23 protein-coding genes and 1 pseudogene are annotated in these 19162 nt (G+C 65.7%); 14 read left to right on the top strand and 10 right to left on the bottom strand.

Going from position 1 to position 19162, the window contains the following annotated elements; genetic code table 11:
* Nucleotides 1–2: 2 nt before the first annotated feature.
* Entirely contained in the window at nt 3–647 is a 645-nt protein-coding gene (locus AL755_RS17705; RefSeq protein ID WP_054012127.1) for a DUF2510 domain-containing protein, read from the bottom strand.
* Nucleotides 648–938: 291 nt separating this feature from the next.
* On the opposite strand from AL755_RS17705, the gene AL755_RS17700 reads away from it, so the two are divergent.
* The gene (locus AL755_RS17700; protein ID WP_054012126.1) at nt 939–1658 is read left to right on the top strand and encodes an AAA family ATPase; all 720 of its coding nucleotides are present in this window, start codon (nt 939–941) and stop codon (nt 1656–1658) included.
* A 43-nt stretch (nt 1659–1701) separates the two neighbouring features.
* Here AL755_RS17700 and AL755_RS17695 read toward each other — a convergent pair whose 3' ends face one another.
* Complete coding sequence (locus AL755_RS17695) at nt 1702–2310, bottom strand: flavin reductase family protein (protein ID WP_054012125.1); 609 nt, start codon at nt 2308–2310, stop codon at nt 1702–1704.
* 111 nt (nt 2311–2421) lie between these two features.
* Here AL755_RS17695 and AL755_RS17690 point away from each other — a divergent pair, with 111 nt between their 5' ends.
* A complete protein-coding gene (locus tag AL755_RS17690; protein WP_054012124.1) occupies nt 2422–3600 on the top strand; it encodes an amidohydrolase in 1179 nt (392 codons plus the stop codon).
* Nucleotides 3601–3678: 78 nt separating this feature from the next.
* Here the strand turns inward: AL755_RS17690 and map are convergent.
* Nucleotides 3679–4442, bottom strand: a pseudogene (gene map, locus AL755_RS17685) (type I methionyl aminopeptidase).
* A 67-nt stretch (nt 4443–4509) separates the two neighbouring features.
* Here map and AL755_RS17680 point away from each other — a divergent pair.
* Both AL755_RS17680 and AL755_RS17675 read left to right on the top strand, forming a co-directional pair.
* The gene (locus tag AL755_RS17680; RefSeq protein WP_054012123.1) at nt 4510–4812 is read left to right on the top strand and encodes a helix-turn-helix domain-containing protein; all 303 of its coding nucleotides are present in this window, start codon (nt 4510–4512) and stop codon (nt 4810–4812) included.
* Between the two features lie 125 nt (nt 4813–4937).
* The gene (locus tag AL755_RS17675; protein ID WP_054013170.1) at nt 4938–6077 is read left to right on the top strand and encodes a serine hydrolase domain-containing protein; all 1140 of its coding nucleotides are present in this window, start codon (nt 4938–4940) and stop codon (nt 6075–6077) included.
* 37 nt (nt 6078–6114) lie between these two features.
* Here the strand turns inward: AL755_RS17675 and AL755_RS17670 are convergent, their stop codons facing one another.
* Complete coding sequence (locus AL755_RS17670) at nt 6115–6804, bottom strand: SDR family NAD(P)-dependent oxidoreductase (protein ID WP_054012122.1); 690 nt, start codon at nt 6802–6804, stop codon at nt 6115–6117.
* Between the two features lie 94 nt (nt 6805–6898).
* On the opposite strand from AL755_RS17670, the gene AL755_RS17665 reads away from it, so the two are divergent.
* Nucleotides 6899–7450: a GNAT family N-acetyltransferase gene (locus tag AL755_RS17665; RefSeq protein WP_054012121.1), complete on the top strand. Its 552-nt coding sequence runs from the start codon at nt 6899–6901 to the stop codon at nt 7448–7450.
* Between the two features lie 44 nt (nt 7451–7494).
* Here AL755_RS17665 and AL755_RS17660 read toward each other — a convergent pair whose 3' ends face one another.
* Entirely contained in the window at nt 7495–7935 is a 441-nt protein-coding gene (locus tag AL755_RS17660) for a VOC family protein (RefSeq protein ID WP_054012120.1), read from the bottom strand.
* A 211-nt stretch (nt 7936–8146) separates the two neighbouring features.
* The gene (locus tag AL755_RS17655; protein ID WP_054012119.1) at nt 8147–8749 is read right to left on the bottom strand and encodes a TetR family transcriptional regulator; all 603 of its coding nucleotides are present in this window, start codon (nt 8747–8749) and stop codon (nt 8147–8149) included.
* Nucleotides 8750–8849: 100 nt separating this feature from the next.
* Here AL755_RS17655 and AL755_RS17650 point away from each other — a divergent pair, with 100 nt between their 5' ends.
* Nucleotides 8850–9809, top strand: coding sequence for an aldo/keto reductase (locus AL755_RS17650; protein WP_054012118.1), 960 nt, complete (start codon nt 8850–8852; stop codon nt 9807–9809).
* 39 nt (nt 9810–9848) lie between these two features.
* On the opposite strand, the gene AL755_RS17645 is transcribed toward AL755_RS17650, so the two are convergent.
* A complete protein-coding gene (locus AL755_RS17645) occupies nt 9849–11261 on the bottom strand; it encodes an aminotransferase-like domain-containing protein (RefSeq protein ID WP_054012117.1) in 1413 nt (470 codons plus the stop codon).
* Here AL755_RS17645 and AL755_RS17640 point away from each other — a divergent pair.
* From AL755_RS17640 to AL755_RS17610, 7 genes are all read left to right on the top strand, one after another.
* The gene (locus AL755_RS17640) at nt 11260–12201 is read left to right on the top strand and encodes a DMT family transporter (protein WP_054012116.1); all 942 of its coding nucleotides are present in this window, start codon (nt 11260–11262) and stop codon (nt 12199–12201) included. The genes AL755_RS17645 and AL755_RS17640 overlap by 2 nt on opposite strands.
* A gap of 32 nt (nt 12202–12233) precedes the next feature.
* A complete protein-coding gene (locus AL755_RS17635) occupies nt 12234–12857 on the top strand; it encodes an FMN-binding negative transcriptional regulator (protein ID WP_054012115.1) in 624 nt (207 codons plus the stop codon).
* A gap of 132 nt (nt 12858–12989) precedes the next feature.
* Entirely contained in the window at nt 12990–13718 is a 729-nt protein-coding gene (locus AL755_RS17630; RefSeq protein ID WP_054012114.1) for an NUDIX hydrolase, read from the top strand.
* 38 nt (nt 13719–13756) lie between these two features.
* Nucleotides 13757–13975, top strand: a complete 219-nt coding sequence (locus AL755_RS17625) for a PLDc N-terminal domain-containing protein (protein ID WP_054012113.1) — start codon at nt 13757–13759, stop codon at nt 13973–13975.
* A gap of 5 nt (nt 13976–13980) precedes the next feature.
* Complete coding sequence (locus tag AL755_RS17620; RefSeq protein ID WP_054012112.1) at nt 13981–14394, top strand: DUF1801 domain-containing protein; 414 nt, start codon at nt 13981–13983, stop codon at nt 14392–14394.
* An 87-nt stretch (nt 14395–14481) separates the two neighbouring features.
* A complete protein-coding gene (locus tag AL755_RS17615; RefSeq protein WP_054012111.1) occupies nt 14482–14817 on the top strand; it encodes an ArsR/SmtB family transcription factor in 336 nt (111 codons plus the stop codon).
* Nucleotides 14814–15302 (top strand): SRPBCC family protein, encoded by a 489-nt coding sequence (locus AL755_RS17610; RefSeq protein WP_054012110.1) that lies wholly within the window; start codon nt 14814–14816, stop codon nt 15300–15302. The genes AL755_RS17615 and AL755_RS17610 overlap by 4 nt, the downstream gene beginning before the upstream one ends.
* 10 nt (nt 15303–15312) lie before the next feature.
* Here the strand turns inward: AL755_RS17610 and AL755_RS17605 are convergent, their stop codons facing one another.
* Genes AL755_RS17605 through AL755_RS17595 form a run of 3 tightly spaced genes read right to left on the bottom strand, consistent with a single transcriptional unit; the run spans nt 15313 to nt 18704 of the window.
* Entirely contained in the window at nt 15313–16902 is a 1590-nt protein-coding gene (locus AL755_RS17605; protein WP_237762532.1) for a 5-oxoprolinase subunit B/C family protein, read from the bottom strand.
* A 9-nt stretch (nt 16903–16911) separates the two neighbouring features.
* Nucleotides 16912–17670, bottom strand: coding sequence for a LamB/YcsF family protein (locus tag AL755_RS17600; RefSeq protein WP_192841699.1), 759 nt, complete (start codon nt 17668–17670; stop codon nt 16912–16914).
* A 38-nt stretch (nt 17671–17708) separates the two neighbouring features.
* On the bottom strand, nt 17709–18704 hold the full coding sequence (locus tag AL755_RS17595) for a malate dehydrogenase (RefSeq protein ID WP_054012108.1): 996 nt from the start codon (nt 18702–18704) through the stop codon (nt 17709–17711).
* 146 nt (nt 18705–18850) lie between these two features.
* On the opposite strand from AL755_RS17595, the gene AL755_RS23540 reads away from it, so the two are divergent.
* A complete protein-coding gene (locus AL755_RS23540; protein ID WP_160318926.1) occupies nt 18851–19018 on the top strand; it encodes a hypothetical protein in 168 nt (55 codons plus the stop codon).
* The last annotated feature ends 144 nt before the right edge of the window (nt 19019–19162 follow it).

The raw sequence follows: 19162 nt of genomic DNA, 5'->3' as shown, positions 1-19162 counted from the left end.
TTTTACCTGGGAACCGTTGGCGCGACCGTTGAGTAAAGTGCGCTCATCTTGATCACGAAATTGATCGTGAAAACCAGGATGACGGCCACAAATGCCCAGAGTGGTTCGAGCCCGCGGCCGGGGGCAATCTTATGGACGACGACTGTGCGGCCAATAATGTAGACCCCGGGCAGAAATCCCCAGCCCCAGTGAAACGGGCGGACCACGCCATCGCGTCGGAGCCTCTGCCAGTCACGGTAGGCAAAGAACACGCAGAGGCCGGTGATGACGAATGAAGCTGTAAGCAGCAAAAAATACACCGGATTGAAGATGGTCGTTGCGTCTGCGAGCGGAACTTGGCCGGTGTCGAAGGTTCCGCCACCAAAGGCCGGGTTCCAAGCAAACAGAAGCAGGTTTGAGAGCGGCGGAATCAGGACCATGAGCCAGATAAACGGGTTGAGGACCGGAGTCTGTGGGCTGATGAGTGGACGGGCAGGGAGGACATGCGGTGCGGTTGGAGTTGGGGCCGCACGGTAGTGGTTGGTCCAGGTGATGCCGTCCCACCACCGTGAGCGGTTTGAGCCGGTTGGGTCCGGATACCAGCCAGGCCCCATGGGGTCCGGATCCCACTCGGAATCCAGAACCGCGTCGTTTGGCGAGTCCGTCATTTTTCCCCCAATGTCGATTTCACTAGAGGGTACAGCATGGGCTATCGCCGAGGGGGCACGGCATGCGCCCGAGTATTTTGCGCCCTGCATTTGAACGCTTGGCGGGCCGGCCTTAGCGGGGGAGATCGTCCGGTCGCGGCGTTCGACGTCGAAGTTCAACCAGGTGCAATGTGGCGCCGATGAGCAAACCGAGCAGCGCGCAGAGAAGACACGACGGCATGCCACGTGGGCTCAACGGATCAACCGGCCGGACCTTCCAGGGCACGAGCTTGGGCCTGCAACAATGGGCGTATGGCGTTCCAGTATTATCCGGTCCGGGGGCTGTCGGAGGACCCCAGCAATGTCCTTGACCGTGCCCAATGGCCGGCAACCATGCCGCCCGTCGCGCAGGTGCTTGATCACGGACTGGATTTGACTGCCGCCACCGTCCTCGTCGGCGAAAACGGCTCGGGCAAGTCAACCCTCGTTGAGGCGATCGCGATCGCCTATGGTTTGTCACCCGAAGGCGGATCCACGGGTGCCCGCCACACCACGAGGTCCACCGAATCGGTCCTCGCCGACCACTTGCAGTTGATCAAGAATGCCGGAACAACAAGGCGGGGGTACTTCCTGCGGGCCGAAACCATGCACGGATTCTTCAGCTATCTGGAGGACAATCCGGGCAGAAACGGTGACCTTGAGTTCCACCGCATGTCCCATGGTGAGTCATTTCTGGAACTGGCCGTCGATCGATTCCGCGGAGCCGGGCTCTGGGTCCTCGATGAACCGGAGTCCGCGTTGTCCTTTTCGGGATGCCTTTCCCTGCTCGCCGTCCTCAAGGACCTTCTGGCTACCGGCAAGTCCCAGGTGATCCTGTCGACGCACTCGCCACTTCTGGCCGCTCTGCCCGGCGCCCAAATCCTGGAAGTCGGGCCATGGGGCCTTCGCCCACAGCGTTGGGAAGGCCTGGACCTGGTGACGAACTGGAAGTCATTCATGGACCGGCCCGAGCAGTTCCTGCGACACATCTAGGTATATTGTGCCTTCCACTGAGGCGAGCCAGTCCGACGTCGTTCTACCGCGGCCGCACGAGGTCGAAGCGGCCCTCGGCGAGGATCTCGAAGTAGGCGGTCGGCCCTCCTGCGCGCAGGACCGGGTGCGCGAGGGCCGTCTGGTAGATCCCGTCGGAAAGCATGGCCTCATCGATGTGCACCGCGACGACCTCCCCGATCGTGAGCACACCGGCAGAAGGGCGCCCGTCTGCGCCGCGCAGGGGAATGACATCGCTGACCCGGCACTCAAAACTCACAGGAGAGGCAGCGACGCGGGGTGCGCCGATATCAACGGAATCCGCGGCCGCCAGTCCTGCGGCGAGGAATTCGTCGACGTCGGCCGTCGTCGACGTCGCGTTCATCTGCACGGCGAGGTCGCGCGTCACAAGGTTCCAGGTGAACTCCCCGCTCAGCCGGGCGTTGCGGGCGGTGTGCTTGGGCGTGGTGCTTGAGAAGCCAATGAGCGGAGGCTCGTAGGAGAACGCGTTGAAGAAGCTGTACGGAGCGAGATTGCGAACCCCCGCAGGGGAAAGGGTGCCAATCCATCCGATCGGACGCGGCCCGACAATTGCATTGAACGGGTCATGCGGAAGACGGTGGCCCTCGGCGGGGCGATAAAAGTGCGAACTCACCCGACCAGCTAACCACCAATCGGGCCCGGTGCCGCATAAATGCTGCGATCGACGGGGCGGCCGTTCGAGTCGCTGTTGTGTCGGGGGAGCGGCGCACGGCAGGATGGGTCCATGACCATCGACGAACTGTACCGCGACCTGCACGCCCATCCGGAACTCTCCTTTCAGGAGACTCGCACAGCCTCAATCGCCGCCGTCGAACTCCGTGCCGCGGGATTCGATGTCATCGAGGGCATTGGGATCACCGGGGTGGCCGGGGTGCTTCGCAACGGTGACGGACCGACCGTACTGCTGCGGGCCGACATGGATGGGCTGCCCGTGACGGAGGCTACCGGCCTCGCGTACGCGAGCACCGAGAACGGGGTCATGCATGCGTGCGGGCACGACGTGCACGTCGCGTGCCTGATCGGCGCGGTCCGGAACCTTGCCGCCACGCGAGCGGACTGGGCCGGCACGGTTGTCGCCGTGTTCCAGCCGGCCGAGGAAGCCGGCGGCGGCGCCCAGGCGATGATCGAGGACGGCCTGTATGAGAAGGTGCCGGTGCCGGACGTGGTGCTCGGCCAGCACGTCGGTCCGGCGCCTGCCGGGATGCTCGGCGCCCACCCCGGCGCGGCCTTTGCCTCGGCCGACAGCATCGACATCACGCTGCGTGGACGCGGCGGCCACGGCTCCCGGCCCGAGACCACGATCGATCCGATCGTCATTGCGGCGGCCGTCGTGGGCCGGCTGCAGACGATCGTCTCCCGTGAGATTGCACCGCAGGAAACCTCCGTTGTGACCGTCGGGCGGATCAACGCCGGCACGAAGAACAACATCATCCCGGAGTCCGCCGAGCTGGGGCTGAGCGTGCGCGCCTACAGCGAGGACATGCGCCAGCGCATCATCGCCGCGATCAAGCGGATCGCCAACGCCGAGTCCGCGGCGTCGGGAGCACCCGAGGCAATCGTCGAATTCGCCGAATCCTTCCCGGTGACTGTCAACGATCACGGTGCCACCGAACGCACGATGGCCGCATTCCGGTCGGCGTTCGGCGAAGAATCGGTGCTCGACCCCGGCCCCGTCTCCGGCAGCGAGGACGTTGGTCTGCTCGCGACGGCGGTGGGCGTGCCCCTGGTCTACTGGATACTCGGTGGTGCAAACCAGGAAAAGTACCTCGCAGCCGCGACGGCGGGGACCCTCGATCGCGACATTCCCTCGAATCACTCGCCCTATTTCGCTCCGGAAATCCAACCGACCCTTGATCGGGGAGTCGCGGCACTGGTCGCCGCAGCCCGCGAGTGGCTGGGATAGTAGGGCCGCTGAACCCGTCCCTGACCGCCGTCGTCGTTGAACTGGCAGCGTTGAACCGGTGGCCCGGAGCGCGAATGCTCAGATCGTCAGGATGATGGGGCCGTCGTCGGTGATGGCGATGGTGTGCTCACTGTGCGCGGCGCGGGCTCCCGTGGCACTTCGCAGTGTCCAGCCGTCCCGGTCCGTGACGAGGTCGGCAGTGCCCGCCATGACCCATGGTTCGATGGCCAGCAGCAGGCCGGGTCGAAGTTGGTAGCCCCTGCCGGGACGGCCCGCGTTGGGGATGTGGGGATCCTGGTGCATCGTGGTCCCGACGCCGTGCCCGCCGAAATCGGTGTTGATCAGGTATCCGGCCGCTGCAAGGACGGTTCCGACTGCATGGGAGATGTCCCCGATGCGGGCCCCGGGGTGGCGGCCGCGATGCCGGCGTCCAGCGCCCGCTGGGTCGTCTCGATCATCGCCGCATCTGTCGGGTTGGCGGGCACTCCGACGATAAAGCTGACGGCGGCATCGGCGACGATTCCGTGGAGGGAAGCGGCCAGGTCAAGGGTGAGGAGGTCACCATTCCTGAGGGCGTAATCGTAGGGCATTCCGTGCAGTACGGCGTCGTTCACCGAGGTGCAGATGAAGTGGCCGAAGGGCCCGTCACCAAATGAGGGAGCGTAGTCGACGTAGCAGGATTTGGCGCCTGCCTCCGCAAGCATCTCGCGCGTCCACTGGTCGATCTCCAGGAGGTTAGTGCCGACCCGGACCCGTTCCCGCAAGGTCCGCAGAACTGTCGCAATGAAGCTTCCGCTCCGCTTGGCATTCTCTAGCTCCATGGGGCTGAATAATTCGATCATGCGACCGTCCTTCCACAGTTTCCAATAACTATACCGGTAAAACAATACCGGTACTATAGTTGGAAGCATGGTCAGACTCCCGCTCACCGCCGCCGAGATAGAACGCGGACAACATTTGGGCGCACTCCTGCGCCATGCGAGAAAGAACCGCTCCATTCTCGAGGTGGCTGTTGCCGCGGATATTTCACCGGAAACACTCCGGAAGATTGAGACGGGCCGCGTGGCCACTCCCGCGTTCTCGACGATTGCAGCGATCGCGACCGTCCTCGATCTCTCCCTCGACGAGGTTTGGTCCGCAATCAACCCGCCGGCGCAAGCGTCCAGGTTCGGCCAGGTTCCGGACCAACGGGCCGATCGGCTGGCGTCCTAGGATCCGGGCGGGCGTCGCGGTCCTTCTCGGCCGGTACCCGGCTCTTAGCCGCTCCAGCTCCTCTTTCCTTCGATTGGGCAGCATCGTGACCGTGGCCAACGGAGCATGCTGGTAGGTTCGTGGACATGTCACTCAGCGGGCCCAAATCATCAAAGACGCATGCCGCGAGGATCGCGGAGATCGAGGGCGTGCAAGTTCCTGACCGTCAGGGAGCTGATGCGCTGACCCTTGCGCAGTTGCTGGACCACTTTCGGGTTCCAGGGGTCAGCGTTGCCGTCATTGACGACTTCGAGGTCGCATGGACCAAATCGTGGGGCATGGCCGACGCGCAGTCCGGTGCGCCTGCGACCGATGAAACGCTCTACCAGGCAGCCTCGATCAGCAAACCGGTGGCGGCCATGGCAACCCTGAAGGCGTCCCAGCTCGGGTTGTTCGGTCTCGATCAAGACGTCAATACGATCTTGAAGAGCTGGAAGCTGCCGGATGAACCATTCGGTGGCGGCGCCGTCGTTACGCCGCGGATGCTCATGAGCCACACCTCCGGGCTTGGAGATGGCTTTGGGTTCCCCGGATATGAACCGGGTGAACCTCTGCCGACCATCCTGCAGATCCTTGATGGGCAGGCGCCCTCACCCCTGCCCGCGGTTCGGCTGGCACGCCCAGCCATGACGGCCTACCAGTATTCCGGCGGCGCCATCGAGATCGAACAACTCATGCTCACCGACACCGTGGGAGCGCCCTTTGCGAAGATCATGCACGACTGGGTCCTTCAGCCGCTCGGGATGACCAGCAGCACCTTCGAACAGCCGCTACCGGCCCGACTCGAAGACCGGGCCGCCTGCGCCCACGACGTATCGGGTGCGGCGATGGGCGCACCGTGGCACGTCTATCCGGAGCAGGCTGCTGCAGGCTTGTGGACGACGCCGGGAGACGTGGCCAAATTTGTGGTGGACGTCCAGAGGACACTGTCCGGCCGGTCATCTCTGGTGCTGGACCGCGCGACGGCGCGAAACCTGATCACGCCGGTTGGTGTGGGCCCGTTTGCTGTCGGTTTCCTCGTGTCCAGGAAGGGTGAGGGCTGGTACTTCGAGCACGACGGCGACAACTGGGGCTACAAGGCTCAAGCCATCGGGCACGTCGCCAAGGGCTACGGTGTGGTGATCATGACAAACGGCGACAACGGCGGGTCAGTGATGGCGGAAATCCAGGGCCGGGTTGCGGCGTCGTACGGCTGGGACCTGCTCGACAAGCCCTTGCTCCGCTGAGCCCCAAGTGGACGACTCCAGGGTACGCACGGCGGCGTCACCAGGCGAGGTCTGTCTCGCCCAGTGAGCAGAATCGCGGCGAAGTCGGGTCCCCGGAATCGACCAATTCCCGTAGCTGCCGTGCCGCAAGGCGGGGGTCCTTGGATGCATCGGGCTGGCCCATGCCCGTGGACAGCTTCCCGGGGTGGACGGCCCAGGCCCTGATCCGCCCCTGAAGCTCTTGGGCCAGGGAAATCGTGAGCATGTTCTGCGCCGCCTTGGAGATCTTGTAGGCGTAACTGGTTGAAAGGTCGGAAAAATCATCCCTCGCCTGGGCTGATACGGAGCCAAGGCGCGAGGTCACGTTGATAATGATCGGCTCCGATGCAGCCAATAGATTCGGAAGGAGCGCTTGCACCAGGCGCAGGGGCCCTCCCACATTGACATCCACAGCGTTCATCACGCCGTCGGTAGATATGGATCCCAGCCCTTGATGCTCTGCGCCTTGGGCGGCATTGTTGATCAGCAGGTCAACCGGACGCTCGCCAATGACGGCATGGAGCTCATGGAAGTCATCCGCCCGGACATCGTGCATCACTGTCTCAACCATGCCAGGCGACGTCCACGCCAATGGGTCGGGCTGCGACCGACTGGCAGCAACAACAACCCAGCCCGACGCCGAGAACTCATCAACGAGCGCCTTGCCCCATCCCCGAGCTGCTCCGGTAACTACAACCAGTCTCTTCATAGCTACGAGGCTAGTCGCCCGGACTGCATTGCCATGTGGAAACCCTGCGACAGCGACCAATAACGACTCCTTTCGCCCGGACTAGGCTGGTGGCATGCCGAAATTTCGCCCGCTTGCCAATAACCTGGAGACCGCGCGCCTTCGTATGCGGCCGTGGACCCCTGCCGACAGCACGTCGATTCGCCGGCTCTGGGAAGAACGTGATCCACGCGCACTTCGTCGGATCGACTCGGATGGGCGGCCCACGGTCGAGGAATTTCGCACCAACATCGAAAACCAACTCGCGGAATCAGCGCTGAACGGACTGGAGCTGCTCGCCATCGAGACGAAGCACGACGGCGAATTCATCGGCTATTGCGGCTTGGTCGTTGGCAATTCGACCCTGGACGAGCCCGAGATCGCGTACGAGTTGTTCAAGCACGCACACGGCAACGGATATGCGACGGAAGCATCACGCGCGGTCCTCTCAGCCGCCCAAGACACGGGGCGAACCCGCCTCTGGGCCACGGTTCGCGCGTGGAACCTCGCATCGTTTCGCGTCCTGGAGAAGGTCGGCTTCGTCGACAGTGGAAAGGTTGATCCCGATCCCGTGCGCGGCGACTCAGTTTGGATGACCTGGCCTGCCCTGCCCAGCGGCCACAACTGAGCAAAGGTCGACGCCGGTGCACTGGCGCAGCGCCGTGGCCGCGGTCAGCCGAGCCGTTCAGCCAGGGCCACGATGATTCCCTCCGGGCCGCGCACATAGGCCATGCGCCAGACGCCTTCATACTCGCCGACGCCACCGACAAGCCCGTACCCCTCCGTGGCCATCCGGTCTACCTGTGCCTGGAGATCCTCGACTTCGAAGGACAAACTGCGAAGCCCCAGCTCGTTGGCCATGGCGGCGGGCGATCCCTGTTCGGGGTCGGGGCGAACAAAGCTGGAAAGCTCTACACTCGTACCGCCGCCCGGCGGCCGCAACATGACGATTTCCGTCTGGGAATCCGGGATCGCAATGACCGTGTCGATAAATTCGCCTTCCACGAACGCCCGGCCCTCGACCTCGAGACCGAGTCCGAGGAAAAACGCCGTCACCCGGTCCAGGTCCCGAACAGTGACACCGACGTGGTCGAATCGAATCGTTCCCGGCATGAGCGGCCCCTCCAAGCGTTTGTCCCGCGCGGTCTGGACCCGAGTCTAAGGTGGGTTCCGCGAATGGCAAAGAGTCTCAAGCGGTGAGGTGACGCACCTGCCGCCACGCCGGGACGCTCGCGGATTCGACGGTGAGGCTGCGAAGTGCCTCAGGGCGGCGCCATCGGCAGTCACGCCAGCCCCGAAAGGAGGCTCCCCGTGGCCCGGGACCCTAGCGGCCGATCGTGGTGAATGCGTCGTCGAGCAGGGTTTGGACGGGGGTGGATCCTTCCCGGCGGGTCCACTCGGCGAGGGCGACGTCAAGGCAGGACAGGGCTGTGTGGATCAGGGTCTGCGCGCGGAAGCTGCGGGTATCCTTGTCGCCGTCGAGCCGGTCGATGATGACGGGTTCGAGCATGGCGGCCCAGGCGATGTGTTTTTCAAGATTGCGGGCACGGAGCGAGGCGGTGCTCATCATGACGCGCATGGTGCGCAGTCCTCTGGTGACGTCCTCCGGCGTGTCGAGCTCGATCGGGTCGAAGGCCCGCCGCAGGACTGTCCAGACCGGTTCGGTGCCGGGCCTGGAAGCGGCCGCATCCCTGACCTGCCGACCGACGGGCAGGGGGTCGCCAATGACCACGTCTTCCTTTGCCGGGAAGTAACGGAAAAAGCTGCGGGCGGAGATCCCCAGATCCGCGGCAACGTCGTCGACCGTGGTTGCGTCGAAGCCGTGCTCGTCGAACAGCTGGAGCGCCTTTTCGGCGACGTGGGCGCGCACGGAAGCCCGGGCCACGTCGCGCAGCCCGGCCTTGCCCTCACTTTTCAGGTTCGTCACTCGTCAATCCTAGTCCAATTTCGTCACCTTCAGCAGAAGCTGTCAGTTCATGACACGAAGGGCGTATGCTGACTGAACCTCGATTGAAAGGATTGCGACCATGCAGAAGCGAACATTGGGTCAGCAGGGACTGGAAACGTCGGCGCTCGGCTTCGGAGCGATGGGTATCTCCATCGCCTACGGGCCCGGAGATGAGCAGGAGGGTATTGCGACCATCCAGAAGGCGCACGATCTGGGCGTCACCTTCTTCGACACTGCGGAGCTGTACGGATGGGGTGCCAACGAGAAGATCGTTGGGCGGGCGGTGAAGGGATTCCGGGACGATGTGGTGATCGCGACGAAGTTCGGATTCACCCGTGACTATGGCCAGGACAGCCGCCCCGAGCATATCCGTGAGGTCGTCGAGAACAGCCTGCGGTACTTGGGTGTGGACTACATTGACGTGCTGTACCAGCACCGGGTGGATCCGGCCGTTCCGATCGAGGACGTTGCCGGCACCGTCAAGGAATTCATCGACGCCGGTGTGGTGAAGTACTTCGGCCTCAGTGAAGCCGGCCCGGAAACGATCCGCCGCGCCCACGCCGTCCAGCCCGTCTCGGTACTCCAGACCGAGTACTCACTCTTTGAACGGGACGTCGAGGCGATCTTCCCCACCCTCACGGAACTGGGCATCGGCTTCGTGCCATACTCACCCCTGGGACGGGGCTTCCTTACCGGCACGGCCAAGCCCGCTGACGAGTACGGAGAGACCGATATGCGCCGCACGGACCCGCGCTGGCAGCCGGGCAACTACGAAAAGAACCTTGAGGCAACACGCCTGCTGGGCGAGTTGGCTGCCTCCAAGGGCGGCACCGTTGCACAACTGGCCCTCGCCTGGCTCCTGGCCCAAGGCCCGGACATCGTCCCGATCCCCGGAACCCGCAGCCCACAGCGACTCGCGGAGAACCTTGGCGCCGCTGACCTCGTTTTGACCGCGGCGGACCTCGCTCGCATTGCCGAAATCCTGCCCACCGGCGGATTCGGCGCCCGCTACGCCGGAAAGATCCCCGTTTGGATCTAGTCGTGACAAAGCCCGTCGACGCGCTCCAGGGGTGAACCGCTATCGGTGGTTTTGTGTGAGTGCTTGGCCCAGGACCCGGGCCCCCTGCGGATAGGCTCCGGGGTTCGCTCCGGAGTAGTTGAGCCGGACAAAGGGTCCGGTCGGCTCGGCGGGGAACCATTCGTTGCCTGCGGCGATGATGACCCCTGCGCTCTCGCATTCATTGGTGAGCCGTTCAAGGTTGGTGCCATCCGGCAGTCGCAACCACAGGTTGAGCCCGCCCTTGGGGACGCTTTCGATGTGGGCCAGGGGTGCGTGCTCCCGGATGCTGCCGATCAGCAGGTCGCGGCGGGTTTGAAGCTGGTGGCGGAGATTGCGCAGGTGGGTTTGCCAACCCGGTTGAGTGACGACGTCGAGGGCTGCGGCCTGCAGGACGCCGCTGACATACATGGTTTCGGCACCCCGGTCGGCGAGGATCCGCTCCCGGGCCGGGCCGCGGGCAATAACGGCCGCGATGCGTATGGCCGGGGAAACGCTCTTCGTCAGGGATCGCAGGTAAATGACGTGGCCGGAATCGTCCCGTGCGGCAATCGGGGCGGGGGTGGTGGTGATCCCGAAGTCGTGGGCCCAGTCGTCTTCGACCAGGAACGCGCCGTGGTCACGGACGACGTCGAGCACTTGGCTGCCGCGTTCCGGAGACCATTGCGCCCCCGTGGGATTGGCGAAGTGGGGCTGCGCGTAGAACATGCGCGCGCCGGTCTCTTCGAAGGCCCTGGCAAGTTCGGCGGGGTCGGGGCCGTCGGGACCACTCGGCACGGGGACGAGCCGGACGCCGGCGTTGCGCGCGGCCAGGATGGCACCCCAGTAGGTGGGGGATTCGATGAGCAGGGGCTGCCCGCGACCGACCAGGGCGCTGAAGATGGAACTGAGACCGCTTTGGCTTCCCGGCAGCACGATCACGTCACTCGGTGTCGGAGGGTTGATCCCTGCGGGTGTCACGGCGCCGAGTTCCCGGGCGAACCAGGACTGCAGCTCCGGCAGGCCCGCAACGGGTGGGCGGGAGAGTGCCGCGTCGCCCCGTGCAGCCCTGGCCAGCGCCGCCTGGACGAGGCGTTCGGGCAGCAGCTCCCTGTCGGGATAGCCGGAGTGGAAGGAAATGGCTTCGTTCGAAACGCTGCGCATGGTGGAGGAAGTGGTGGGCAGCACCGCCCGGGGGGAGCCCAGAGCGGCACTTTGCCAGCCGTAGTCCGACGGGCGGGCTGTTCGTACGGCGCGTACGAACGTCCCCACGCCTGGCCGGCTTTCGATGAGCCCTTGCATGGTCAGGGTCTGCAGGGCTTTCTGAACGGTGACGGGACTGGCCTGGAACTCATTGACCAAAGACCTCGTTGACGGCAGCCGGGATCCCGGTGCGGAGGTGGAGATTCGATCTTTCAGTCGCGCCACAATACGGGAACTGCTATCGTTGTTCATGAGAACCAATGATAGCGCTACTGTTGAAATTCGCCCAGCAATACCGCATCAGGCGCCGACCGGCCTGTGGTGGGGGCTGCTTGGTGTAGCGGCATTCTCCTTCACGGTACCCCTCACCCGGGTCGCCGTCGGCGGGTTGTCGCCATTGTTTGTGGGGTCCGGGCGGGCCGTGATCGCAGCCGTTTTGGCCGCACTTGCACTTGCCCTCACCCGGGCGCGCCTGCCTCAGGGAAGGCAGTGGTTGCGGCTCGCGGTGATCGCCGGCGGGATCGTGGTGGGCTTTCCGCTGCTCACCTCCTTCGCCCTCACCTCTGTTCCCGCCAGCCACGGCGCCGTCGTAATTGCCCTGCTTCCTGCCGCAACGGCAACCGCGGCCGTCCTTCGCGGCCGCGAACGCCCATCCAAGGCCTTTTGGGCAGCCACCATGGTGGGAGCATTGGCCGCAATCGGCTTCGCATTCCTCCAATCGGGAGGGTTCGGCACGCTTGGTTGGAGCGACCTGCTGCTCTTCGGTGCGGTCATCGCCGCCGCCATCGGGTACGCCGAAGGAGGCCTGCTGGCCCGCGAGCTCGGCGCCTGGCAGACCGTGTCCTGGGCGCTGGTCCTCTCCTCGCCACTGATGGTCATCCTTGTCGGACTCGCCGTGGCACAGCAGCCGCCATCGGCAACCCCCGTGCAATGGGCCTCGTTCGCCTATTTGGGCGTGATCAGCATGTTCCTGGGCTTCTTCGCCTGGTACCGCGGCCTGGCCATCGGCCCCATGGCCCAGGTCAGCCAAATTCAACTCGTCCAACCCGTCCTCAGTCTTTGCTGGGCTTGGCTTCTTTTGGGCGAGACCCTCACCTGGACCACGATCCTCGGCGGCCTCGCCGTCATCCTGTGCGCGGGCGCCGCCGTCCGCGTCCGACTCCGTCCGGCAGGGGCGCCGAGGAGCCTCTAGCCACCCGCATCCCCTTCCGAAGGAGCATTGCCATGTACATCCCGGAGCACTTCACCGCCGGCCCCGCCGCCATTCAGGACCTCCTCAGCGGTCCGTCCGCCGCCAATTTGGTCACCATGAGCGCCAGCGGCTTGCTCGCAACACTGCTGCCGTTCGTCTACGACCCCACGATCGGCGAGCACGGAGCCCTGCACGCCCACCTTGCACGCAACAACACCCAATGGTCGGAAGCTGCCATTGGTGAATCGCTGGCCATCATCCAAGGCCCGGACTCCTACATCTCGCCCACCTGGTACGCATCGAAAGCCGACCATGGGCGGGTGGTGCCAACCTGGAACTACACGACAGCCCACGTGTACGGCCACCTCGCGATCCACGACGACGTCGACTGGCTGGGCCGGCACGTCCGCGCGCTAACCGTCCTCAATGAAACCGGTTCGGAACACCCCTGGGCGGTGGATGACGCGCCCGAACGCTTCATCTCCGGCCAGCTCAGGGCGATCGTTGGAATCGAGCTCGTCATCACCAGGATCGAGGCAAAGACAAAACTCAGCCAGAACCGGCCGGCCAAGGATATCGCGGGCGTTGTCGCGGGACTCCAGGGAACCGGCCACGCCCAAATGGCCGCCCAGGTGGAGCAAGCCGGCACTTCCTGACGCGCGCCGAGCTTGCGAGCGGTGGGAGGGGGTGGGGAGGAACGAGGTCGGATGTGCTGGTTGGGCCCACAGCGGCAGGGTTCCCTGGCCGAGGCACGAGGTTAGGGTGCCGCTGGGGAATAGGCTTGGCCCATGGAGACTGAAAAGCCGTTGGCGCCGTTGGAAGATGCCTGCACCGTGGTGCTGTTGCGCGACGGTGCCGAAGCCCTTGAGGTGTTGATGCTTGAACGCCCCGGCACCAGCAGTTCTTTCGCCGGGGCTTGGGTTTTTCCCGGCGGCAAGGTGGATCCGGAGGACCGTGTTGGCGCGGACGGTGCCGAGCTGGCCGACCTCCCGGCGGCGCACGTTGCGGGACTTCGCGAGGTCGCCGAGGAAACGGGTCTGCGACTCGCGCCCGAAAGCCTGGTGTGGCTTTCGCAATGGACGCCCATGCAGCGGCTGCCCCGCCGTTTCCGCACCTGGTTCCTGATCGCCGCGGCCCCCGGCGCGGAGGTGGTGCTGAACCCCGGTGAGCACGAAAACTTCGCATGGCTGGCACCGGCCGAGGCGCTGCGACGGCACGCGGCAGGGTCCATGACCCTGGCGCCGCCCACTTGGGTCACCCTGCACCACCTCGCGGAATTCGGCACCGCAGGCGACGCCCTGGCCCAGGCCGCCGCATCCGTGCCGTTTGCGTATGAGAGCCTCCTGGTGGAGGGCGACGCCGGAGCGTCCGCGTCCGGGGCGCAGGCCGGCATCATGTGGCACGGGGATGCGGAGTACCCCGGCCACGCACCGGTGGGTGCGCGCCACCGGCTGACCATGACGGCCCTGCCGTGGGTGTTCGAATCAACCCCGGGCAACCCGGGCCCAGGGCGCTAGACTGGCCACATCCGCACCACCTTCCGTCAGGAGAAACGATGGCAGCCAAGCAACGCTGGAGCAATCTGAGCAAACGGGCCAAGGTCCGGATCGTGGTGGGAGGATGCGTCCAGATAGCACTCCAACTGGCCGCCCTGCGGGACCTGTCCCGACGCAAGCCGCTGGAAGTCAACGGGCCCAAGCCGGCCTGGGTGGCGGCGTCGTTCATCAACTTTGCCGGACCCATCGCGTACTTTGTGTGGGGTCGGAAGAAGTAGCCGCCGTGACTTTCGCCAGGGATCCCCGGGTCGATGACTACATCGGCGCCCTGCCGGCCTGGCAGCAGGAGATCTGCGAACGCGTCAGGGGACTGATCCACGACGCCGATCCCGCGGTGGTCGAGACCATCAAGCGCACCGTCCAGCCGTACTTTGTGCTCGACGGCAATGTGTGCGCGCTGCTCGCCGCCCGGGACCACGTGAACGTCTTCCTGTACGACGGCGCCATGGTCCCCGACCCGGAGGGCATCATTACGGCGGGCCACGACAACGCGACAGCGCGCACCGTAGCATTCCGGGAGGGGGAGCCCATCAACGAGCGCGCCCTGCTGGCCATGTTCCGCGCCATCATCGCCAACAACCGCGCCGGCGGCTGGCGGAAACTCAAGGCTGACCCGGACCGCCGCCCGGGACTTTAGGAAAATTTTTGTGAAGCGACTGGACAGGTATGCCCTGCGGATCTATATTTAACAAATCAGCTAAATAACAGATTGGTTAAATAGGAAATGGCAACGGACCGGCTCAGCTTGATCTTCGGAGCCCTGGCGGACCCCACCCGGCGGGCCATTCTGGCCCGTTTGAGCGAGGGCGAGGCCACGGTTAACGAATTGGCGGAGCCGTTCAGCATCTCACTCCCGGCCATCTCACGGCACCTGAAGGTGCTTGAAACCGCCGGACTCATTTCCCGCAGCCGGACCGCCCAATGGCGATCCAGCCGACTCGAAGCCGCACCACTTGCGGAAGTCACCGCATACATGGAGAAGTACCGCCGTTTTTGGGACGACAGCTTCAACCGGCTCGAACGCCACTTGGAACAGATCCAGACAGAGGACAAATCATGAGCAACGAACCCACCACCGATTCCCAACGCACCGGCGAGAGCATGGATGCCGCCGCGAACACGCTGACGATCGTGCGTGTTTTCAACGCGCCCCGGGAACTGGTTTTCGCCGCCTGGACCGACCCCGACCAGCTCGCCCAGTGGTGGGGACCGAAGGAGCTGTACACGCCGCGGGAAAAGGTCGCCGTCGATCCGACCGTGGGCGGCACCTGGACGGCCACCATGGTCATGAAGGAAACCGGCATGGAGTTCCCCAGCACGGCAAAGTTCATCAGCATCGACCCTCCCCGCGGCTTTGAAATGCGCGAAGAGGCCGGCGACATCTTCCCGTTCGCCGTGACCATGACGGCCACCTTTGAGGAACTCGATGGCCGCACCACCATGACGGTTGTGCAGCACTTTGACGTGGACAACTTCGACTTCTCCAATTCCATCCTGGGCTGGGGAAGCCAGATGGAGAAGCTGCGCGACCTGCTGGAAGGCTGATGCCCGAACGCTAGGGTACCGCCCGAAACGCCATCCTGGCACCCGGCGCAAGCTGGGCCGCCTTGTCCAGGTCCGCCCGAAGGACCACCCCGATCACCGGATAGCCGCCGGTGACGGGGTGGTCGGCCAGGAACAGGACCGGCAGGCCGGACGGCGGCAGTTGGATGGCGCCGGCCACCATGCCCTCACTGGGCAGTTCCCCCTTCCGGGCAAGTTCAAGGGCGACGCCGTCGAGCCGCAGCCCCACGCGGTTGGACTGCGCCGTGACGGTCCAGTCCTGGCTCCGGAAGGCGGCCACGGAATCGGGGGTGAACCAGTCCTCCCTGGGGCCGGAGATAAATCGGAGCACCGTAACGCCGTCCCCCGGCGGCGGCTCGGGCTCGGGGAATCCCACCGCGCCGGCATGGGCCGCGGCCACCGGCAGGAACATGCCCGCCGAAAGTGGTGCCGGGCCCGTGCCGGACAAGGCATCGGTGGACCGGCTGCCAAGGACGGCCGGGACGTCCAGCCCGCCGCGGACGGCCAGGTAGCTCCGGAATCCGGTTGCCGCATCGGGACGCATGAGCAGGGTGTCGCCGTCGCGGAGCTGGATGGGCGTGCCCGAAGGGGTGGCGTTTTCCAGCCCGCCCGAGACGGTCACCCATTGTGTGCCGCTGCCCGTCACGGCCACGATCTGGCTCCCGACGGCCTGCAGCGCCAGGGCGCCGGCAACGATTTCCAAACCGGCGTCTCCGGTGCCCACTCCCGGATTGCCCACCAACCGGTTGGCGCGGCGCAGGGCGGCCCGGTCAAGGGCGCCGGAGGCTGTGAGGCCAAGATGGGCAAGGCCGGGACGGCCCAGGTCCTGCACCGTGGTGTGCGGTCCCGGCGACAGAACCCGGAAACCCCGCAAGCGATGCCCCGCGGAGTCACGCTCCGCCGCGGCACCGCGCCCCGCTTCGGCAACGGGCGTGGCCCTGTGTCGGGACACCACGGCCACCTCGCGCACCGGGCGGAACCGCACGCGGTCCCCGGGCTGCACCAGCGCCGGGATGGTGCGCTCCGGATCCCACAGCGACTCGCCAACCCGCCCGATCAACTGCCAGCCACCCGGCGACGGGCCGGGATACACGGCCGAAAACCCGCCGCCCAACGCCACGGAACCGGCAGGCACCACGGTGCGCGGGGATGCCCTTCGCGGCATGGAGATCGGTGTTTGCGTGGGGGAGAGGTACATGAAACCGGGTGCGAACCCGCCAAACGCGGCCACCCACTCCTGCCCGGAGTGCCACGCCACCAATGCATCGCTGGATACGCCCGCGTGCCGCGCGGCGTCGGTGAGGTCATCGCCGTCGTACACGGTCTCCAGCGTGAGAGTCGCTCCAGCGGAAGACGGCGCCGCGACGCCGAGGTCTGCCCGCCGAATCCAGCGCACCGCCGCCCGCAGCGCCGCCGGTGTCTCCGCCGTGACCAGCACTGTTTGGGCGGCACCCACCACATCGATGACCCCGGGAAGGGCCGCATTGCGCAGCAGCAGCTGCAGGCCCGTGGCATCGGAAGGGTGTTCGAGTTCCACCAGGACGGCGGCCTCGCCCATGGGTAAGAAGCGCAAGAAAGTCACCCGGTTCCGTTACGCGAAGCTGCGGATGGCCACGCCGGCCTCGACAAGGGCCCGCCGCACGGCCGCGGCCATGGCGACGGCGCCGGGGGTGTCCCCATGCAGGCAGATACTTTCCGCGGACACGGCCACCTTGCTGCCGTCGACGGCCCTGACCTCCCCGCGCAGGGCGATGTCCAGGCATTGGGCCACCACGGCATCGATGGTGGTGAGCAAGGCGCCGGGGAGCATGCGGGAGACCAGCGTGCCGCCCGCGTTGTAGCCGCGATCGGCAAACGCCTCCGTGACCACGCGCAGTCCCGCCGCTCCGGCCAGCCGGGCCACCTCCGAGTTCGGGGCCACCAGCAGCGGCAGCGCCGGGTCCGTGGCGAGGACGGCGTCGACCACGGCCTGCGCCTGTCCGGCGTGGTGCACGATTGCGTTGTACAGGGCGCCATGCGGCTTGACGTAGCTGACGGTGACGCCCTCGGCCGCGGCCAGCGCTCGCAAGGCGCCTATCTGGTAGATGGTCTCGTCGCGCAGTTCGGCGGGCTCCATGTCGATGAAGCGGCGGCCAAATCCGGCCAGGTCGCGGTAGCCGGGGTGGGCGCCCACGACGACGCCGGCTGCCGCCGCTGCGGCGCACGCCTTGCGGATGGCGGAGGGGTCGCCGGCGTGGAAACCGCAGGCGATGTTGGCGCTTGAGGTGGAGGCCATGACGGCCGCGTCATCGCCGAGCGGCCACCGGCCAAAGGATTCGCCGACATCGGCGTTCAGGTCGATGCAAGGCAGCGTGGAGTTGTTCATCATGGGCAGGATTCCAGCGTCGGCTAGAAGAGTCCAAGCTCCCTTACGGCGTCGCGTTCGGCGGACAGTTCGGCCACGGACGCATCGATCCGGGCACGGGAAAAGTCGCTGATCTCCAGTCCCTGCACAATGGAATACTCGCCGCCGGAGGTGGTGACGGGGAAGGAGCTGACCAGCCCTTCCGGCACGCCGTAGGAGCCGTCGGAGGGCACCGCCATGCTGGTCCAGTCGCCGTCGCGCGTGCCCTGTACCCACAGCCGCATGTGTTCGAGGGCGGCATTGGCTGCCGACGCCGCGGAGGAGCCGCCGCGCACCGAGATGATTTCCGCACCCCGGTTGGCCACCCGCGGAATGAAGTCCTCCGCGATCCAGGCCTGGTCCACGAGCGAGGCGGCGGGCCGCCCGTCCACGGTGGCGTGGTTGATGTCCGGGTATTGGGTGGCCGAATGGTTGCCCCAGATGGCCAGCTTCCTGATCGCGGACACCGGTGCGCCGGTCTTCGCGGCCAGCTGGGCCAGGGCGCGGTCGTGGTCCAGCCGGGTCAGGGCCGTGAAGCGCGACGCCGGGATGTCGGGGGCGTGGGAGGCGGCAATCAGCGCGTTGGTGTTGGCCGGGTTGCCGACCACCACGGCCTTGATGTCGTCCGCCGCGCCGTCGTTCAGGGCCCGCCCCTGGACGGAGAAGATGCCGCCGTTGGCGCGCAGCAGATCGGCCCGTTCCATTCCCGGCCCGCGCGGCCGTGCCCCGACCAGCAGGGCGATGTTGGCGCCGTCGAACGCCTGGGCGGGGTCGTCAAAGACGTCCATGCCGGCCACCAGCGGGAATGCGCAGTCCAGCAGTTCCAGTACGGTGCCTTCCGCGGCCTTGGCGGCCTGCGGCACCTCCAGGAGGTTGAGTTTGACCGGGACGTCGGGGCCCAGCATTGCTCCGGAGGCGATGCGGAACAGGAGGGCGTAGCCAATTTGACCTGCGGCCCCGGTGACCGTGACGGTGACGGGGGATTTCGGCTGTGCGTTCATGCCGCCAGTCTAACGCCAGGGGTTTGGGGGGTCGGGAGTATTTTCGGCATGTTCCCAGCGCATGTCCATGCGATTCCCAACAACGCGTCTGTATAATCGTCTGCGTTGGGGTCTATAACATGGCTGTTCCTCGAGGAGTTGAACGGATGCCGCTTTGGCTGCTTATTGCCATCATTGTGGTGGCGTGGCTTCTTGCCGTGGCCATCATCGTCATGTTCATGATGGGCGCTGCCCGTGGACGAAACCGGGCACGGCAGGACAAACTGCGCCATCTCCAAGCGGCACGCGCCGAAGACGCGGACCGCGAAGCCTAAGCAATCCCGACTGATGTAGCGCCACTGACCGAGGGGACCGGCCATGCCCGGTCTGCCGGACACATCGAATTACGCCACGCTGCCGCTTTAGCCGCGCTTTGTCGCAAGGAAATACGAAGGGGCGGGTTGGCCGGTGAATTTCAC

The organism is Arthrobacter sp. ERGS1:01 (assembly GCF_001281315.1).
Classification (GTDB): domain Bacteria; phylum Actinomycetota; class Actinomycetes; order Actinomycetales; family Micrococcaceae; genus Specibacter.
Note: the sequence above shows the minus strand (reverse complement) of the source record. Positions and strands in the feature narration are given on the sequence as shown.

Excerpts from the sequence above, each read along its gene's own strand:
- AL755_RS17635 (WP_054012115.1), top strand. The coding sequence starts at position 12,234 with ATGTACATCCCGGAGCACTTCACCGCCGGCCCCGCCGCCATTCAGGAC.
- AL755_RS17665 (WP_054012121.1), top strand. The coding sequence starts at position 6,899 with ATGCCGAAATTTCGCCCGCTTGCCAATAACCTGGAGACCGCGCGCCTT.
- AL755_RS17675 (WP_054013170.1), top strand. The coding sequence starts at position 4,938 with ATGTCACTCAGCGGGCCCAAATCATCAAAGACGCATGCCGCGAGGATC.
- AL755_RS17700 (WP_054012126.1), top strand. The coding sequence starts at position 939 with ATGGCGTTCCAGTATTATCCGGTCCGGGGGCTGTCGGAGGACCCCAGC.
- AL755_RS17690 (WP_054012124.1), top strand. The coding sequence starts at position 2,422 with ATGACCATCGACGAACTGTACCGCGACCTGCACGCCCATCCGGAACTC.
- AL755_RS17660 (WP_054012120.1), bottom strand. The coding sequence starts at position 7,935 with ATGCCGGGAACGATTCGATTCGACCACGTCGGTGTCACTGTTCGGGAC.
- AL755_RS17610 (WP_054012110.1), top strand. The coding sequence starts at position 14,814 with ATGAGCAACGAACCCACCACCGATTCCCAACGCACCGGCGAGAGCATG.
- AL755_RS17680 (WP_054012123.1), top strand. The coding sequence starts at position 4,510 with ATGGTCAGACTCCCGCTCACCGCCGCCGAGATAGAACGCGGACAACAT.
- AL755_RS17645 (WP_054012117.1), bottom strand. The coding sequence starts at position 11,261 with ATGAACAACGATAGCAGTTCCCGTATTGTGGCGCGACTGAAAGATCGA.
- AL755_RS17625 (WP_054012113.1), top strand. The coding sequence starts at position 13,757 with ATGGCAGCCAAGCAACGCTGGAGCAATCTGAGCAAACGGGCCAAGGTC.
- AL755_RS23540 (WP_160318926.1), top strand. The coding sequence starts at position 18,851 with ATGCCGCTTTGGCTGCTTATTGCCATCATTGTGGTGGCGTGGCTTCTT.
- AL755_RS17670 (WP_054012122.1), bottom strand. The coding sequence starts at position 6,804 with ATGAAGAGACTGGTTGTAGTTACCGGAGCAGCTCGGGGATGGGGCAAG.
- AL755_RS17705 (WP_054012127.1), bottom strand. The coding sequence starts at position 647 with ATGACGGACTCGCCAAACGACGCGGTTCTGGATTCCGAGTGGGATCCG.
- AL755_RS17640 (WP_054012116.1), top strand. The coding sequence starts at position 11,260 with ATGAGAACCAATGATAGCGCTACTGTTGAAATTCGCCCAGCAATACCG.
- AL755_RS17630 (WP_054012114.1), top strand. The coding sequence starts at position 12,990 with ATGGAGACTGAAAAGCCGTTGGCGCCGTTGGAAGATGCCTGCACCGTG.
- AL755_RS17650 (WP_054012118.1), top strand. The coding sequence starts at position 8,850 with ATGCAGAAGCGAACATTGGGTCAGCAGGGACTGGAAACGTCGGCGCTC.
- AL755_RS17615 (WP_054012111.1), top strand. The coding sequence starts at position 14,482 with ATGGCAACGGACCGGCTCAGCTTGATCTTCGGAGCCCTGGCGGACCCC.
- AL755_RS17595 (WP_054012108.1), bottom strand. The coding sequence starts at position 18,704 with ATGAACGCACAGCCGAAATCCCCCGTCACCGTCACGGTCACCGGGGCC.